This window comes from Pseudoalteromonas thalassia (genome assembly GCF_049257215.1).
Classification (GTDB): domain Bacteria; phylum Pseudomonadota; class Gammaproteobacteria; order Enterobacterales; family Alteromonadaceae; genus Pseudoalteromonas; species Pseudoalteromonas lipolytica_C.
This window is the reverse complement of sequence record NZ_JBMMUE010000003.1, coordinates 132,048-147,675: the sequence shown is the minus strand read 5'-3', so window position 1 is coordinate 147,675 and position 15,628 is coordinate 132,048. Positions and strand designations below refer to the sequence as shown.

Below are 15,628 nucleotides of genomic sequence, written 5' to 3'. Positions count from 1 at the left end.
AAATGTTAATTTTTCTTTTAAGTTAAAGGTAGAACATATTAGTGGAATAGCGCCTTTGCTTAAAAATAAACCAGTATATTTTAACTTTATGACTGCGGTGCTTTTAGGATGCATCGCAGGTGTTGTTAATTTACTGCCTATTTGGTTTCTAGATAGCTCTGAATTTTTACTCGGTCAGCTTTTCGTTATCTTAAGCTTATTGCTTTTAGGCTGGCGATTTGCAGTTATCACCTTTATTTTGAGCACTGGTTTTATCTTTTATCGATGGGGTCATGCATGGCCATCCATTGTTTTTGCACTCGAATTAATTTATCTGCAGATAGTTTGTTTATCTAAAGCAAAGCCGGTTTTTCTCAGAGGGATGATGTTTTGGTTTGCTTTAGGGTTACCTGCATTGTGGGCCTTTGGGCACATCTTCTTAGCTCTTCCTATTCTAACTATCGCAATTGCGTTGGCTAAATATTGCTTAAATGCCGCGATTTATCTTTCGGTTATCGACTTATTAAGTTTCTTTTTCAGCCGTTACTCTTGGCATAAACATTACTCGTCTCTTTATAAAATTTTAAATTACGTTGTTACCCTACTCGTTGTGTTAGTTGTTATTTTGACCTCAATAGTATTAACCAACAATCACTATGCACGGATTGAGTATGAGATAAATGCCCAATTAAAAGAAAAAGCTAAGGAGATCACACGTAATATTGATGCTCATCTTGATCATCACAAGAAGGGGGTTGTTCTAACTGCAAAAAGTATTGCCAGTGGTGTTCCTAAGCAAATTGCCCTCGAAAACATGGCGCAGTTATATCCTGGTTTTAGAACACAAATCATCGTTGATGCGCTTGCTGATGTTACACATTTTTATCCTAAGTCATTAGCTGTCAGCCTACAGCAATCTAATATTCGCGCCAATGTTGCAGATAGAGACTACTTCATTAACGCCCCTAACAATCACAACGGCTACATATCAACAATCTTTAAAGGCAGGGGATTTGGCTCTTTACCTATAGTGGCTGTATCTGCGCCAATTTACAAAGATGGGATGTTTTCTGGTGTTGTAGAAGGTTCACTGATGTTTGATTATTTTGCTGGCTTGCGACCAAGCTTGTTTACGCACGAAGGTGAGCTATTAATACTTGATGCATCAAACAAGGTTGTTTATAGCACTTTAGATGATTTTACTGAGCTACAGCAACTGACAACTGATGAACTAACAACCTTTTCCGATGATACACGCTTTAAAATGTTTAATATTGAAAATGAGCAACAATTTTATGCTCGTGAGGCGCGTTCAAGTGAGCATAATTGGTTGGTTGTAACCATGCTTAATCGTCGTTATGCAAATGACGTTGCGGTCAGTGCATGGGGGCAATCTATTGTGATGATTATTTTTATTATCTTACTGACCAGTATTTTCATCACTCAACTTAGCCGCTGGCTTACAACGCCAATATTAAAGTTGGCAGAGCAAATAGATAAGTTTGATCCTGAAAATGCAATTACCAAAGCTCACTTACCCGAAACATGGTTAGAAGTAAGTCGATTGCAGGCTCTGTTTTCGAGTTTGGCAAATAAGCTTGCCTTGAGCTTTAGTCGCTTACATCACGCTAATCACGAAAATGAACAGCTTAATAATAAATTACAAGACTTTAACGCCAAACTCGAGCAGCAAGTAAATGATAAAACGAATGAGCTTGTTGAAGCGGCAAGGCTTGCCAATCAGGCTAATAGAACTAAGTCACAGTTTTTAGCAAATATGAGTCATGAAATACGTACCCCACTCAACGGCATTTTAGGGATGACGCAACTGTTGTTAGATAACCAAACCTTACCTGAGACTGAGCGTGAAGAGTTGGCGATGATACATCAAAGTGCCAATAATTTACTGCTGATTTTAAATGATATTTTAGACTTTTCAAAAATTGAAGCAGGGGCGCTTAAATTAGAGTATCGGGCCGTTGAAATCAAAGCTTTGCTTAGTCAACTCGCCAAGGTGTTTAGCAATACAAGTGTTAAGCCGACGGTAAAGTTCAGCTTGTCTATAGCAGACGACATTCCAAATTATATTAGTTTAGATCCATTAAGATTTAGCCAAGTCGTTAATAATATTTTGAGTAATGCGGGTAAGTTTACAGAAACTGGTGAAATTTCATTAAACTGCACTATTGAAGAGCCGTATTTAGTTATTCGAGTGCGTGATACCGGTATTGGTATTTCAGCTGAGCAGCAAGCCAAACTATTTAATGAGTTTACCCAAGCAGATATTTCAACTACCCGTAAATACGGTGGAACGGGTTTAGGCTTAACAATCAGCCAGCGTATTGTGGAGTTGATGAACGGTACGTTATCACTGGAAAGTCAACAAGGCCAAGGTAGTGAATTTACAATTAAAGTGCCTATTGTGCAAAGTGATGCAAAAGTAATGCAAAGCCAAAATATACAAAAACCTGATTTAAAAGGGATCCAAGTTTTAATTGTTGAAGATAATCCTATAAATCAAATTGTCCTTAAAAAAATGATGTTAGATACCTCGTGTTCATTGCATCAAGCTAATGATGGTATTGAAGCGCTTGCGCACTTAGAAAAGTCTGATGTAGATATCATTCTAATGGATTGTCAGATGCCAAATATGGATGGTTACCAATGTACTCAAAAAATAAAACAAAACCCTGAACGTTATGGTGATGCAGTCATTATTGCTATCACTGCAAATGCGTTTGAAGAAGATCAAAAGCGTTGTTTGGTCGCGGGAATGGATGACTTTATATCTAAACCAATAAACAAAGATGAGCTTTATCAGTGTTTAAATAAGTGGCTTACAACTCGTTTAAACGATCTACAATAGTTTGAATGGTACTTTCTTTGATTAGATCTTCAGCTTCCATTGGCTTTGCAAAATAATAGCCTTGTAAATCATCACAACCCATATTGCGTAAAAAGTTAATTTGCTCAAGTGTTTCAACACCTTCGGCGATACAATACAAGCCTAGGTTAACGGATAAGGCGTGAATGGTCTTAATGATTGATTCATTACTGTTATCAGAACCAATGTTACGTACGAAACTTTGGTCAATTTTTATCACATCTATCGGGAATTGGTTTAAATAGGTTAGTGACGAGTAACCAGTCCCGAAGTCATCAAGTAACAACTTAAAGCCTGCATTTTTGAGTTTTTGCAGTTGTTTTGATGCTTTGTCTTTGTCTTCGAGTAACGTGTTTTCGGTGATTTCAAGACGCAGCTGAATAGGTTTAACTAGATGATTGTTGAGGATCATTAGCAAACGTTCAGTTAAGTTTGACTTTAGAATATGGGTGGGCGACAAGTTCAAAGACAAGTAAAATTTTGGGTTGGCACGCAGTATAGGTTTTAACTCTGTCAGTGCTCGGTCAAGTGCTTGCTCGGTCATTAAATCAATCAAACCAATTTCTTCGGCAATAGGAATGAACTCTGCAGGAGACACATAACCTTGTACGGTTTTCCAGCGCATTAGAAGTTCTGCACCATTAATGGTTTTCGTGTTTGCATTGACAATAGGTTGATAATTGTTGAATAAAACATCGTCTTTGAATGCGTCTTTTAACGCATTTTCTAGCAATAACTTTTTAGTTAACTGGTTATTCATTTGCTCAGTAAAGTATTTAAAGTTATTTCTGCCAGATTGTTTGGCATGCATCATAGCAATATCTGAATTTCGAATGAGATCATCTGCTGTTTTTGCATCGAATGGGTAAAGTGCTACGCCGATACTTGCTGATATATTGATAGAAAAATCATCAATGATTACTTTATTGGCAAGCTCTTTGGTGAGCTTTTTAACTAGCTCACTCAATGCTTGAGGAGATTGTAAATCTTTAACAAGCACTAAAAATTCGTCACCACTTTGACGGCCAACGAGCGCACTTTGTGGCAGTATCTGTTTAACTCGTTGTGTTACATTACATAACAGTTGGTCGCCGACAGCATGACCAAATGAGTCATTTACAGGTTTAAATTTATCTAAATCAATGAATAACAGGGCGGCTAACTTATTGTGCTTTTTAGCGCGATTAATGCTGCTATTGATTTTTGCATACATTAAGGTACGGTTTGGTAGCCCAGTCAAAGAGTCGTAATTTGCTAAATATCTTAACTCATCCTCAGCGCGTTTTTGTTCCGTTAAGTCAGAAATCACGATGACGTAATAGTTAATCGTTTGACTGTCTTTAGCAACCGCTGTGACACTAATATGCACTGGATGCGAAGCATTTTTTAAGGTGCGAATAAAGGCTTCTGTTTTCCAGTTTTGCTTGGGTTTGAGTGTTTTTAAAATACTTACATATTCAAAGTATTTAGTTCGACCTATCGCGTTGATAAAGTCTCTCGTTGTTAAGTCAGCAATATTTGCTGGTGTTGCAAATGTTTCGCTAAAACTGGCGTTTGCAGAAAAAGGCATGAGTGTATTATCTAAAATAAGCAGCCAATCATTAATTTGACTAAAGGCTTCCCCAAGTACACTTGCTTGCTGGGCATTAGCTCTTTGTTCGGTGATATTAGTGTAAAAGCCCGCAACCTTTAAGGGGCCGCCTGTCTCATTCGTTTCTACTACCCGGCCAACATCTTCATACCAAAGCCAATCGCCATTATTATGTTTTAAACGATAGGTAATATTCCACTGTTGTTTGTTGGCTTCTTTTAAGAACAACTGCCATTTATTGATAACATAATTGCGATCGTGTGGGTGAATTAAGGCAATAAAGTCTTTAATCGCTATGCGGTCTTTGAACTCATTATAGCCAAGTTCAGCCGAAAAACGGTTGGTGTAGAGTATGTCATTGTCTAGATTGATCTCCCATACGCCACTTTTGTTACTGCTTAAGGCAAGCTCTGTTTGTTGTTGTGATTTTAAAACCTCAACGTGAGCACGGCTGATCGCTTGTTGGCGAGCTCGATATTGCCAAAAGATGATCAGTAATATTGTGAAAATAATTACACCATATGAGGTCTTTGCTATGGGGGATGTCCAAGGGGCGTGAGCGACATTAAAGCGCAGTTGTCTTGTTGCTGAAATAGCCTCACTGATTTCTGATGAAGACGAAATCGATAAAACGTAATCACCGGGAGGTAATTTTGTGAAGAAAACTTCATTGGTCTTTAATTTATCGTATTGCAACGATGTTGGGCCATCCAGCGTAACCTTATACAGTGTCTTATCTTTATTAATGGTATCAAAATTAGAAAAACTCACACCTAAGCCCATATCTTCTGAGGTGATCTGCAAAGGCGAGTTTACATATTTGTAAGGATGATAATTGAGCTCTCGCGATAGTAATGATACATCCGTTATTTCGGTCGTGATGTTACCTATTTCTACAGCAGATGATAAGAAGTCTTCGGGAGCTGCGATAAGTACACCACGGGTAGAGCCAAAAGCAATCTCACCGTTTTCGAAAGTCGTATCTGCGTCGAAATTAAACTCATTAACAGCCAGACCATCTCTTATAAAATAGCTATCGAGCGCAAGTGAGCTCAAATCTAAACGATATAGACCATTTTGTGTACTCATCCATAAAAAGCCGAAACGATCAATTTGAAGACCGAATACTGATTTAGCTTTTAAACCTGATTGACGATTAATACGGTGTTTTATTTCGTATGTATCTGCATCAATACCTATTAACCCTTCATCAGAAGAGGCGAGCCAAAGTATATTGTTATAATCAATCACCCAATCATGGATAGTCGCAAAAGCTAATGGGTTAAAGTTTGTAGCCTCGTAGACAAGCGTGAGCTTTTGCGTGCTTTCATTATACCTAAACAGCTTACTAGACATACTGATTAGGTACTCGTCAGGGTGAGTTGATAGAGGTTTTAAAAAAGTGTAAGTGTTCGCGGCCTCTAGCTGTTCTTTTAATCCTTTTATAGGGCTAAGCTCACCTGACTTACCATTGTATTTGTAAAAATTCTCTTCATCTACAAATGCAAACTGGTCTGGTCCCATGGTATGAAAACCCCAATTAGGCGTTTTGGTAAGCGCCTCGATTGTTTCTGGGTCACCGTTTAGTTGCACAAGCTTGCCTGTTTGTTTATCAAATAGGCCAAGCCCTATGTACTTCATTAACCATAAAAAGCGGTTATTGCCATTAAGTTCGGCTTTAGCTATTCCATAAATCCCATGTTCACCATGGAAAGCTTTTTCATCATTGCTTACTAAATAGGGCGTTAGCTCTTTGTTGTTTTGGTTATACTTTATAAGGCCATTATCAGTGCCTATCCACAACACATCATCTTCTTGTAATACGGTCCATACATTATTGTTATAGCTATATTGAGGTGTTTTTAACTCAATATGCTTAAACCGCCTTGCTAGTGTTGACCATGTAAACACCCCTTGCGAGCGCGAAGCAAGCCAAAGCAAGCCAGTTTTATCAACCATCACATCAGGTATGGTGTTATCAGTCATCAAAAACTTACTTTGGTCGAAGCTTAGGATAAAGTCGATAGCTAAAGATTCACGGTTGAACTCATACAATCCTTTTTCGGTGACAATATATTCACCAAATGAACTTGCAGAATAGTCCCAAATATTTAACTGAGGAATTAAGAGATTGACCTTTTCAAATGCAAGTAAACGATTAGCGTTAAAGGGAATATCATACATTCCTTCAACTGTACCTACGAGTAAGCCTAGTTGAGGGTCAACATGAAGAAGTTTGACGTTTCTATTATCTTCGGTGATATTTTTTTTCTCGGTGAGCGGGATATGAGAAACATGGTCATCCGCTAAATTTTTAGAAAAGAGCCCCGTCGATGTCCCTATGTATAAAAAGCTATCGTAAATAGTAAGCGCACGAACAATATGTTCTTCTTTATTTATTGAAAACTCATGTAAAAACTTTTTCGACTGCTTATTGTAAGAGTAAACGTGTTGAGAGATTGCAAAATAATAAAAATTATCATCTTCTGTGATAGCTAAAATCGGTGAAAAGTAGGGATCTTCTGGATTGAGTTTGCCTGAATATATTTTTTCGACTTTTAGAGTCTTTGGATCAATAAAAAACGCCCCAGAAAACTCCGTACTCACAAATATTTTACCGTTTTGTGTTTTGGCTAGAAATGTAATTTGGCGTTGATCGAGAATATACTCGCCAGCAAAAGAGCTTACTTTATAGCCATCATAACGGTTTAAACCTTGATAAGTACCAATCCATATAAAGCCCAGATCATCTTGAACAATTTTAGTTACGCTACCTTGTGTTAGGCCTTCATCGGTAGAAATGCGTTGGATTTGCAGTGCATAGTTTTGTGCCAACGCAGTGGGAATGAGCGCGGAAAAGACAAATAAGAAAACAAAAAGAAAACGTTTAGGCACTGACTGATTAACCCTAAATTAGTGTTTGCGCATAATTTTTAACAAAATATAGCACAATTATGAACGTAATTTATGGTTCTGAAAAGATAATTTAGTAACAATGTCTGCTTAGTTCATATTTAGAAAGCTATGCTATAACTTTAGTAATTATCATAGTTTGAGGAAGTAATGCGCCATTCATATATATGCCAACAAAGCCAAGCAATGCTGCTGATCATTGATGAGCAAGCTGGATTAGCCCCTGTTATTGACGATTTTACTAATGTTGTACAACACACAGCTACCTTGTTAAATAGTGCTAAGTTACTGGCGATCCCCTATTTATTTACAGAACAAAATCCTTCGAAATTAGGCCATACCAGTGAAGAACTCGTGCCGTTTATTACAGCAGAAAATTGTTACCATAAAATTCATTTTAGCGCCTGTTTAGAAAATGATTTTAACCACAAGTTAGCTGACTATAAACGAGCTCAGGTAGTAGTCACAGGAACTGAAGCACATGTGTGTGTGTTGCAAACATGTTTAGACTTGCTGGCTGCAGGTTTTCAAGTATTCGTTGTTGAAGATGCCATTGCTTCTCGAAATCAAAACCACAAAAAGCTAGCTATTAAGCAGCTATCTGCAGCGGGTGCTATTATTACTTGTACAGAGAGTGTGATATTTCAATGGCTAGAAAAAGCAGGGACCGATCAATTTAGAGCATTATTGCAATTAATAAAGTGAACCGTGATGCGCATCAAGCCGTATTGGCTCGATTAATTGTGTTTTTGTAAATTATTTAATAATTAAGGCTTTAACTATGACGAGTGTGCGCCGCCTTTTTACTTATTTGTTCCTGTTGTTGTTTATTGAATCTTTGGTTTTAAGTTTTGTTTATTCGACGCTAATAACGGGTGTGGTAACAGGCCTATTACTGCTGTCTTTACCACTTTGGATGCTCTATCAATATCCAACGAGCAAATTAACAGCTCATGTAGTCGCTGCCGGTTGCATGATGTTTTCGTTTTTACACATCCAACAAAGCTACGGCCTCATTGAAGTTCACTTTGAAATATTTATTTTAATGGCAGTGTTGATCATGTTTGTTGATTGGCGCGTGTTTATTACAGCGCTTGTCTTTGTTGCCGTTCACCATTTGAGCTTTTACTTTTTACAGATAAACGAGGCTGGTTTTTATGTTTTCGATCCAGACAGGCTGTATTTTAGCACTGTACTTATTCATGCTGTATATGCCATCGTTGAAGCATTTGTGGCAGGTTATATTGCCAAAACTCTGCATCGGGAGAGAAGCTCAGGTCTTTCTTTAAGCGATACAACAGAACAAATTATGGCTGATGAAAACCGTATAAATATTAGCCTAAGAGCAGATGAGCGCCATAGTAAAGCTGTGGCGGGTTTTAATCGTTTACTTGGCTTTTTATCTCGGGTTGTGGGGGATGTGAAAAGTCAAACTAATGTTCTTAAAAATCAATCTAAACAATTGCTTGAGGTTCATGATGAGCTGCATGAGCAAGCCGTGTTGCGTGAGCAGTTGTCTATAGATATTGCACAATCAGGCGAGCGTGTTGCTGAAGGTTTTGCCCATGTTGAACACGAAAGTAATGAATTACAAATGCAATTTGAGCAGTTGCATGTTAGTGCCGCAGACGCATTAAATGAAGTTGCAAATACCGATACCAAAGCAGCAGAGTTGGCAAGCAACTTACAAGAAGCTGATCAGAATATTTCTCAGTTAGTGAATGCTTGTAGTCATATTTCTGAACTACTTAATGAGATTTCATCAATTGCTGAGCAAACTAACTTACTTGCGCTAAATGCAGCTATTGAAGCTGCGCGTGCTGGTGAACAAGGCCGCGGCTTTGCGGTAGTGGCTGATGAAGTCAGAAACTTGGCAACGCGCAGTAAACATACCACCGATAAAATAACCAATACGCTCGAAAGCTTGATGCAAAATAGTGCTTCATCAACTAAATCAATGCAAGGCAGTGTGGCACTCATTGAGCAACTGTCAGCGATAAGCTCACAGATGAAACTACAAATTACTGAAATGACAGAGCAAGTTAACCTTGCTGCAAACAGCTCTCAATCGGTTGCGCATGTAGTACAGAGCCAAGCGGGAAATACACGTGCCATTGCCGAGAATTCACAAGCATTAATTGCTAACCAAGCCAAAGACAACCTGATGATCGAAAAGCTTACCGAGCGCGTGCAACTCATTGATGAAAGTATTGATGTGATGGAGCAGGGTATTGCCAAATTCAAGTAGCAAGAGAGTGATTGTGGCAATCCTAGTTTGGATTGCCTTGGTTGTAGCTGCTTTATCGATTGCCTACTCTCAACAAATCACACTTTTTGACCCAGATAGAAAACTAGCAAAGCCAAATTGGCTGTCATTATTTCAAACCTCCATGGGGCTTAGCGCAAAGAGCAGCAATACTTTATATATTATTGATGATAATAGCTGTGTCTGTTCAGCTCGCTCCCAAGCCCATATTGCTAGCCTTACAGATTATGCTACTGAACAAGATGTTAAAGTTATAAATCTTAAACCAACCTCAGCAGTGGCGGCACTATTACCCGCTTACCCGGCTGCTGTACTAATTTCAGAAAATCAACAGCTTGTATACGCAGGTCCATTGTCAAAAGGACTAGCGTGTTCAAGCTTAGATGGCTTTGTCGAGTTAGTAATTGCAAACTTACGTGCTGGGTTTAATAGTCGGTTTATTAATTCAGATGCCGAGGGGTGTTATTGTGAGATTAGGTAGGAAGAAAATTACACATTCGCTATTTACAATAAAGTTGAAAGTATAATTTTAATTGTAGGGTCTAATTTTCGCTTAATTAGATAAAGAGGCCAATTAACTATTGGCCTCAGTAACACGGGAATTATTGAATTTGGCCTCTTATCTCTCCATTTGGATTAGCAGGAGTATGTACATTTACATAATGACCTCCTGAAGCGAGAACAGAGAAAATTTCAGCATTAATCATTAAGCCTGTAGTGCTCATCCAGCGATTCATATCATCACTGTCTTGCTCAAGAGGAGCTAGCACTGGGCCATTTTCACCTGCAAAACCGGTATGAATGTGCGCAGCGCTCGCATCGCTTACTCCTGATGTAAGTACTTGCAATTCAACGCTGTAATCATTGGTGTTTACTAATGCATAGCCATCGCCAGAGGCATCTGTTGTCACCGCAGGAACTTGTTGTTCACCACTTAGTGGGAAGGTCACGAATACATAGTTATCGGTAAGGATTTGGCCACGCAGTTCACCACTTGGGTTAGCAGGCGTATGCACATTAACGTAATGGCCACCTGATGCGAGTATTGCGAAAATGTCGGCATTGATCATGGTGTTTTCAGGTGTTTGCCACAGATTTGTATTCTCGCTTGACTGCTCTAGCGCAGCAAGTACATCACCATTCATACCGATACGGCCAGTGTGAATGTGTGCAGCAGTAGCATCACTAACACCTTCAGTTAATGCTCTTAATTCTAGATGGTAATTATCCATGTTCACTAATGCATAACCACTGCCTGATGCCATAGTGTCGACAGCAGGAACTTCTTGCATTCCACTGAGTGGGAAAGTAACAAGCTGATAGTTGTCTGTTAGGATCTGACCTCTAATTTCGCCACCTGGGTTAGCTGGCGTATGAACATTAATATAATGGCCACCTGAAGCAAGTACTGCGAAAATATCAGCATTAATTTGCGTGTTTTCCGGTGTCATCCACATTCCTGTATCAGTACTTGATTGCTCAAGCGCAACTAATACATCGCCATTTGTGCCAATCCGGCCTGTATGAATGTGAGCGCCTGTTGCATCATCAACGCCCATGGTGCTAACACGTAGTTCTAAGCCGTAATTATCCATGTTAATTAATGCATAAGCTTCGCCGCTAGCGTTACTCATAACGGCAGGTACCTCTTGCTTACCGCTAAGTTTAAAGGTTGTGAAGATATAATTGCTGGTAAGAATTTGTCCGCGAAGCTCGCCACCAGGGGTACCCGGAGTATGGACATTTACGTAATGACCTCCAGAAGCCAGTACTGCAAAAATATCAGCATTGATTTGAGTATTACTTGGCGTCATCCACACGTTGCTGTCGTCCATCGATTGTTCAAGAGCGACTAATACATCGCCATTTGTACCAATACGGCCTGTATGAATGTGCGCAGCGCTGGCATCGTCTAAGCCTGAGGTTACAACAGTAAGCTCGACACTGTAGTCGGTAGTATCAACTAATGCATAGCCATCACCACTTGCCATTGTGTTCACCATTGGTACTTCTTGATTGCCACTTAAAGCGAATGTAGCAACAGCGTAGTTATCCGTTAGAATCTGGCCGCGGATTTCACCACCGGCATACTCCGGCGTATGAACGTTGACATAATGACCACCATCTAAAAGGATTGCTAAGGTATCACTATCGATTGTTGTACCTTCTGGGACTACCCAATCTGTCATTACTTCATCATCTTGCTCTAGAGCAACAAAAACATCACCATTTGAACCTAATTTTCCAGTGTGGATATGAGCCGCCGTTGCGTCATCAACACCCATAGTCACTGCACGAAGGCGCAATTCTGTTGTGGCACTGTCGTAAGACGCATAGCCATAACCCATTGCGTCGCTGTCGTTCATAGGCACTTGTTGATCGCCATTTAAAACAAACGTGATGATACTGGTTGTATCAGGCACAATTTGCGCACGTAATTCACCATTAGCATACTGCTCAGTGTGTAGATTTATATACCAATCGCCATCCATTAAATCAGCGATTAAGCTTTCATCAAGGTCGGTAATTGCGACTTCATACATACCATCGGTGGTGGCTTCAAATGTGAATGCAACATCGCCATTAGCACCTAAGTCGCCGTCATGTATGTGAGCTGCGCTAAAGCCCTCGACTGAGCTTGCGTCAAGTGTTGCGCGAAATTGCATTAAACTTTCGTCAAGCTCTACTGTTGCAGTTGCTGTTTGCATTGAGTTATTCATCGGCACTTCTTGCTTGCCGCTCAATGTAACGGAGTAGGTCATGCTTGGGCTGAATTCTTGAACTGGGGGTGGAGTAACCACTTCGGTTTTATCGTCGTCATCATCGCTGCATGCTGTGATAAATAGCAGGCTTGTTGCCAAGAGTAAGTATTTCATCGTTCTTCCTTATATATTTGTATGTTCGGACGTTACGACGTGTCCATCACAACAAAGTGAACGAGGGAGATTTGAAAAGCGATCACAAAAGGTTATTAAAAAGTTATCAAATAGTAATTTATAACTAGTTTTTGCAATTAACTAAATTATGCTTTAGGGAAATAAGTACAAGGTGAGTGCTTGAGTATGCCTTAAGACTTTAAATAGAAAGATTTGGATGCTTAATAGGTACGTTTTGTGCATTAATTTCTTTTTAAACAGCACAGCTTAAAAGTGTCAAAAAAATAACCTTAGGAATATCATGCAAGTTACTCCATTTTCATCTTCTGTATTGTCAGACCCTGTGGGTCAGAAAAATAAAAATGATCTAAATCTAAACACCAATAATGCAACAAACAGCTATGCCAAAAATAATCAGCAAAATAACAATGTAGATTCTGACACAGAGACAAAACCAGATACCCCACTCACTCAGCAAGAGTTAGTTGCTAAGATTAAAGAACTGCAAAATAAAATTAATATTGTAGAGACAAATGAAGAGTTAACGCCTGAGCAGCGTGAAGTGCAACTAAAAGAATTAAATGAGCAGTTAGACGATGAGGTTAACGCTGTTCAGCGAGCAGTGAAAAGCAATGTTTCTTCGATGATCAATTCACTATTTTCAATGCCTAGCAATAATCACTCCGGTATGCTTTTCAATAACAAAGCATAAAGTGTAATTAGAGGGACTCTTTTGCGGTTCAACGTTTGGGTAAGTAGTGCAAAATTGCCGCAGGCTTTAATAGCTAAATTATTAAGCCTGTTAATTTGGAGTTACTGACAAATCATTAACTTTAATTATGCTTTTGGTGCGGTCGTCTTAAGTAACTACTTGCCCACATTACTGACAAACAACAACTAGCAAATTAGATCTTACAAAAAAATTTAAAAATTTTTCTTTCCCCGCCTTTGACTAACCGTCCATAACATAAGGGGAAATTTTTATGCGTGTGCCATTTAGACAGTTCTGGTTCAAAAGTTATGCAAATATTGTCTATAACAATATTGCGAACTATTACCGTTTAGATTAATATGCATTCCATCAACAGAAATGAGAGTGGTTTGCATTCATGTATATTTGCCTTTGCCATGGTGTAACTGACAAAAAAATTGAACAAACAATTGATGATGGCGCGATGACTATGCGTGAATTATCAAAAGAGCTGCAGGTGGGTACCCAGTGCGGCAAGTGTTGTGGTTGTTGTAAAAAAATTCTCAATCGTAAACTAATCGAAATTGCTGATATTACTGAGCAAGTAGCTTAATCTATTTGCTCTTAAAGCCGTTAAAACCTTTTTATTACTACTTTTTACTTCTTTATCCCTCCATATTAGTTTTTATTTGCTTTTAATCCGTTCATTTATTAGGGTAATAGTATAACGATCACGTGTATCTCACGTTAAATCAATGGTAGGAAGCCATGATACTAGACTCTTCAAAACTCCTTTTTTGTGTATTATTTTTGTATATTTCTGGTTGCGCACAATTACCTTCAAGAGAGTCTATTCAACCAAGTTATGCCATTGCAGCAGATACACCCAGTACTATAGGAGATGCGGTGGGTAATAATCATCCTGGATTATCTGGTTTTTATCCTCTAGCAGATGGGGTCGATGCCTTTGTAGCTAGATTGGCACTTATTGATTCTGCAGAGCACACCATTGATGTGCAGTACTATTTATACCACAGACAGCAAACCACTATATTATTTACGGCTTTTTTATTAAAAGCTGCGGAGCGTGGGGTAAGAGTACGTTTACTACTCGATGATTTATCGCAAGCAGATAGTGAATTAGACCTCGCTGCACTGGCTGTTCATCCTAATATTGAAGTTCGTTTATTTAATCCATTTCCTAACCGTCGTTTTAAAGCGCTTGGCTTTCTAAGTAATTACAGTCAACTTTCAAGACGAATGCATAATAAGAGTTTTATTGTTGATAATCGGATTTTTATCACTGGTGGCCGAAATATTGGCAATGCTTATTTTTCGGCAGAAGATCATTCTGAATTTATTGATTTAGATGTGATGAGTGCTGGAGAGATTGTTCCAGAGGCATCAAAAGCCTTTGATTTGTATTGGAATCATCAACTTTCTTACCCTGTTGAAGAGTTACATGGTTCACGAGATGAGCAATCTTTGGTTGATATTACAAACACACTTTCAAGCTATGTTGAGCAAAACCAGCAAAGTAATTATGTTGAACAATTACGTGAAAGTGAGTTTGTAAAACGGCTTCAAAATGATGATATTAAGTTTGATTGGCAAAAATCTGTGCTGTTTTACGACCATCCCGATAAAGTGATGAATGATGTCAATGAGCGCTCTGCAAACATGTCACCACTATTATTTAAAGAAATGGGTGAGCCCAAGCACAGAGCAATTATTATTTCACCCTATTTTATTCCTCGCGATTCAGGTGTGAAACTGTTAACAAACTGGGCTCAAAAAGGTATTGATGTCACTATTTTAACGAATTCTTTAGCCGCTACGGATGTATCCGCGGTGCATGCTGGTTATAAAAAATACCGAGAAGATCTCATCAAGGCTGGGGTAAAGCTTTGGGAGTTAAAACCCAGTGATCTAATGGCTATTAAGCGCAAAGCAGGGCGTAAAGTTACAGGGTCATCGCAAGCAAGCTTACACGCAAAAACCATGACCTTTGATGATGAAAGGATTTTTGTGGGTACCATGAATCTAGACCCTCGCTCACTTGATTTAAATACCGAGATGGGAGTGTTAATCGAAAGCGAAAAGCTTAGTCGCTTTTTAGCCCAGTGGGTTGATACGCAAATGCCCGAATATGCCTGGAAAGTTGCACTTAAAGATGATGACTTAGTTTGGCTCGACACAGTAAGTAATGAGCAGTTTGATGAAGAACCACAAACATCATCTTGGCGGCGTTTTCAGGTTTGGTTTATTTCGCTATTCCCCATAGAAGATGAACTCTAAATCATTCACTCAGTATTTGTATCTAAGCCCAACTTTTTAGTTGGGCTTTTTGTTCTCAGTCTTTAGTTGTTAACTATTTAGGGATAAAAAATTGCAATTGAGCGTACACGTGTAAACCCATTGTATTCAA

At 38.9% G+C, this 15,628-nt stretch carries 9 protein-coding genes; 7 read left to right on the top strand and 2 right to left on the bottom strand.

Translation table 11 applies throughout. The features are described 5' to 3' along the window. The first annotated feature begins 55 nt into the window (after positions 1-55). Positions 56-2,845 (top strand): ATP-binding protein, encoded by a 2,790-nt coding sequence (locus tag AAEU31_RS05265; protein WP_421966670.1) that lies wholly within the window; start codon positions 56-58, stop codon positions 2,843-2,845. Here the strand turns inward: AAEU31_RS05265 and AAEU31_RS05260 are convergent. Further along, positions 2,817-7,349 (bottom strand): EAL domain-containing protein, encoded by a 4,533-nt coding sequence (locus AAEU31_RS05260; protein ID WP_421966669.1) that lies wholly within the window; start codon positions 7,347-7,349, stop codon positions 2,817-2,819. The genes AAEU31_RS05265 and AAEU31_RS05260 overlap by 29 nt on opposite strands. A gap of 168 nt (positions 7,350-7,517) precedes the next feature. Between AAEU31_RS05260 and AAEU31_RS05255 the strand changes: the two genes are divergently transcribed. From AAEU31_RS05255 to AAEU31_RS05245, 3 genes are all read left to right on the top strand, one after another. Then, the gene (locus tag AAEU31_RS05255; protein ID WP_235383700.1) at positions 7,518-8,072 is read left to right on the top strand and encodes an isochorismatase family protein; all 555 of its coding nucleotides are present in this window, start codon (positions 7,518-7,520) and stop codon (positions 8,070-8,072) included. Positions 8,073-8,148: 76 nt separating this feature from the next. After that, positions 8,149-9,615, top strand: a complete 1,467-nt coding sequence (locus AAEU31_RS05250; protein WP_421966668.1) for a methyl-accepting chemotaxis protein — start codon at positions 8,149-8,151, stop codon at positions 9,613-9,615. 13 nt (positions 9,616-9,628) lie between these two features. Next, a complete protein-coding gene (locus AAEU31_RS05245; RefSeq protein ID WP_421966667.1) occupies positions 9,629-10,114 on the top strand; it encodes a DUF6436 domain-containing protein in 486 nt (161 codons plus the stop codon). A gap of 121 nt (positions 10,115-10,235) precedes the next feature. Here the strand turns inward: AAEU31_RS05245 and AAEU31_RS05240 are convergent, their stop codons facing one another. Continuing rightward, positions 10,236-12,509 carry a CHRD domain-containing protein gene (locus AAEU31_RS05240; protein WP_421966666.1) on the bottom strand — a complete coding sequence of 758 codons (2,274 nt, stop codon included), beginning with the start codon at positions 12,507-12,509 and terminating at the stop codon, positions 10,236-10,238. 301 nt (positions 12,510-12,810) lie between these two features. Here AAEU31_RS05240 and AAEU31_RS05235 point away from each other — a divergent pair, with 301 nt between their 5' ends. The 3 genes from AAEU31_RS05235 (at position 12,811) to AAEU31_RS05225 (ending at position 15,498) form a co-directional block, all read left to right on the top strand. Beyond that, a complete protein-coding gene (locus tag AAEU31_RS05235; RefSeq protein ID WP_421966665.1) occupies positions 12,811-13,221 on the top strand; it encodes a hypothetical protein in 411 nt (136 codons plus the stop codon). Positions 13,222-13,618: 397 nt separating this feature from the next. Then, entirely contained in the window at positions 13,619-13,813 is a 195-nt protein-coding gene (locus AAEU31_RS05230; RefSeq protein ID WP_135926929.1) for a (2Fe-2S)-binding protein, read from the top strand. A gap of 155 nt (positions 13,814-13,968) precedes the next feature. Further along, on the top strand, positions 13,969-15,498 hold the full coding sequence (locus tag AAEU31_RS05225; protein ID WP_421966664.1) for a phospholipase D family protein: 1,530 nt from the start codon (positions 13,969-13,971) through the stop codon (positions 15,496-15,498). Positions 15,499-15,628: the final 130 nt, after the last annotated feature.

Bases quoted from the DNA above. Each gene is read 5' to 3' on its own strand.
- AAEU31_RS05255 (WP_235383700.1), top strand. From the start codon at position 7,518: ATGCGCCATTCATATATATGCCAACAAAGCCAAGCAATGCTGCTGATC.
- AAEU31_RS05250 (WP_421966668.1), top strand. From the start codon at position 8,149: ATGACGAGTGTGCGCCGCCTTTTTACTTATTTGTTCCTGTTGTTGTTT.
- AAEU31_RS05240 (WP_421966666.1), bottom strand. From the start codon at position 12,509: ATGAAATACTTACTCTTGGCAACAAGCCTGCTATTTATCACAGCATGC.
- AAEU31_RS05235 (WP_421966665.1), top strand. From the start codon at position 12,811: ATGCAAGTTACTCCATTTTCATCTTCTGTATTGTCAGACCCTGTGGGT.
- AAEU31_RS05230 (WP_135926929.1), top strand. From the start codon at position 13,619: ATGTATATTTGCCTTTGCCATGGTGTAACTGACAAAAAAATTGAACAA.
- AAEU31_RS05225 (WP_421966664.1), top strand. From the start codon at position 13,969: ATGATACTAGACTCTTCAAAACTCCTTTTTTGTGTATTATTTTTGTAT.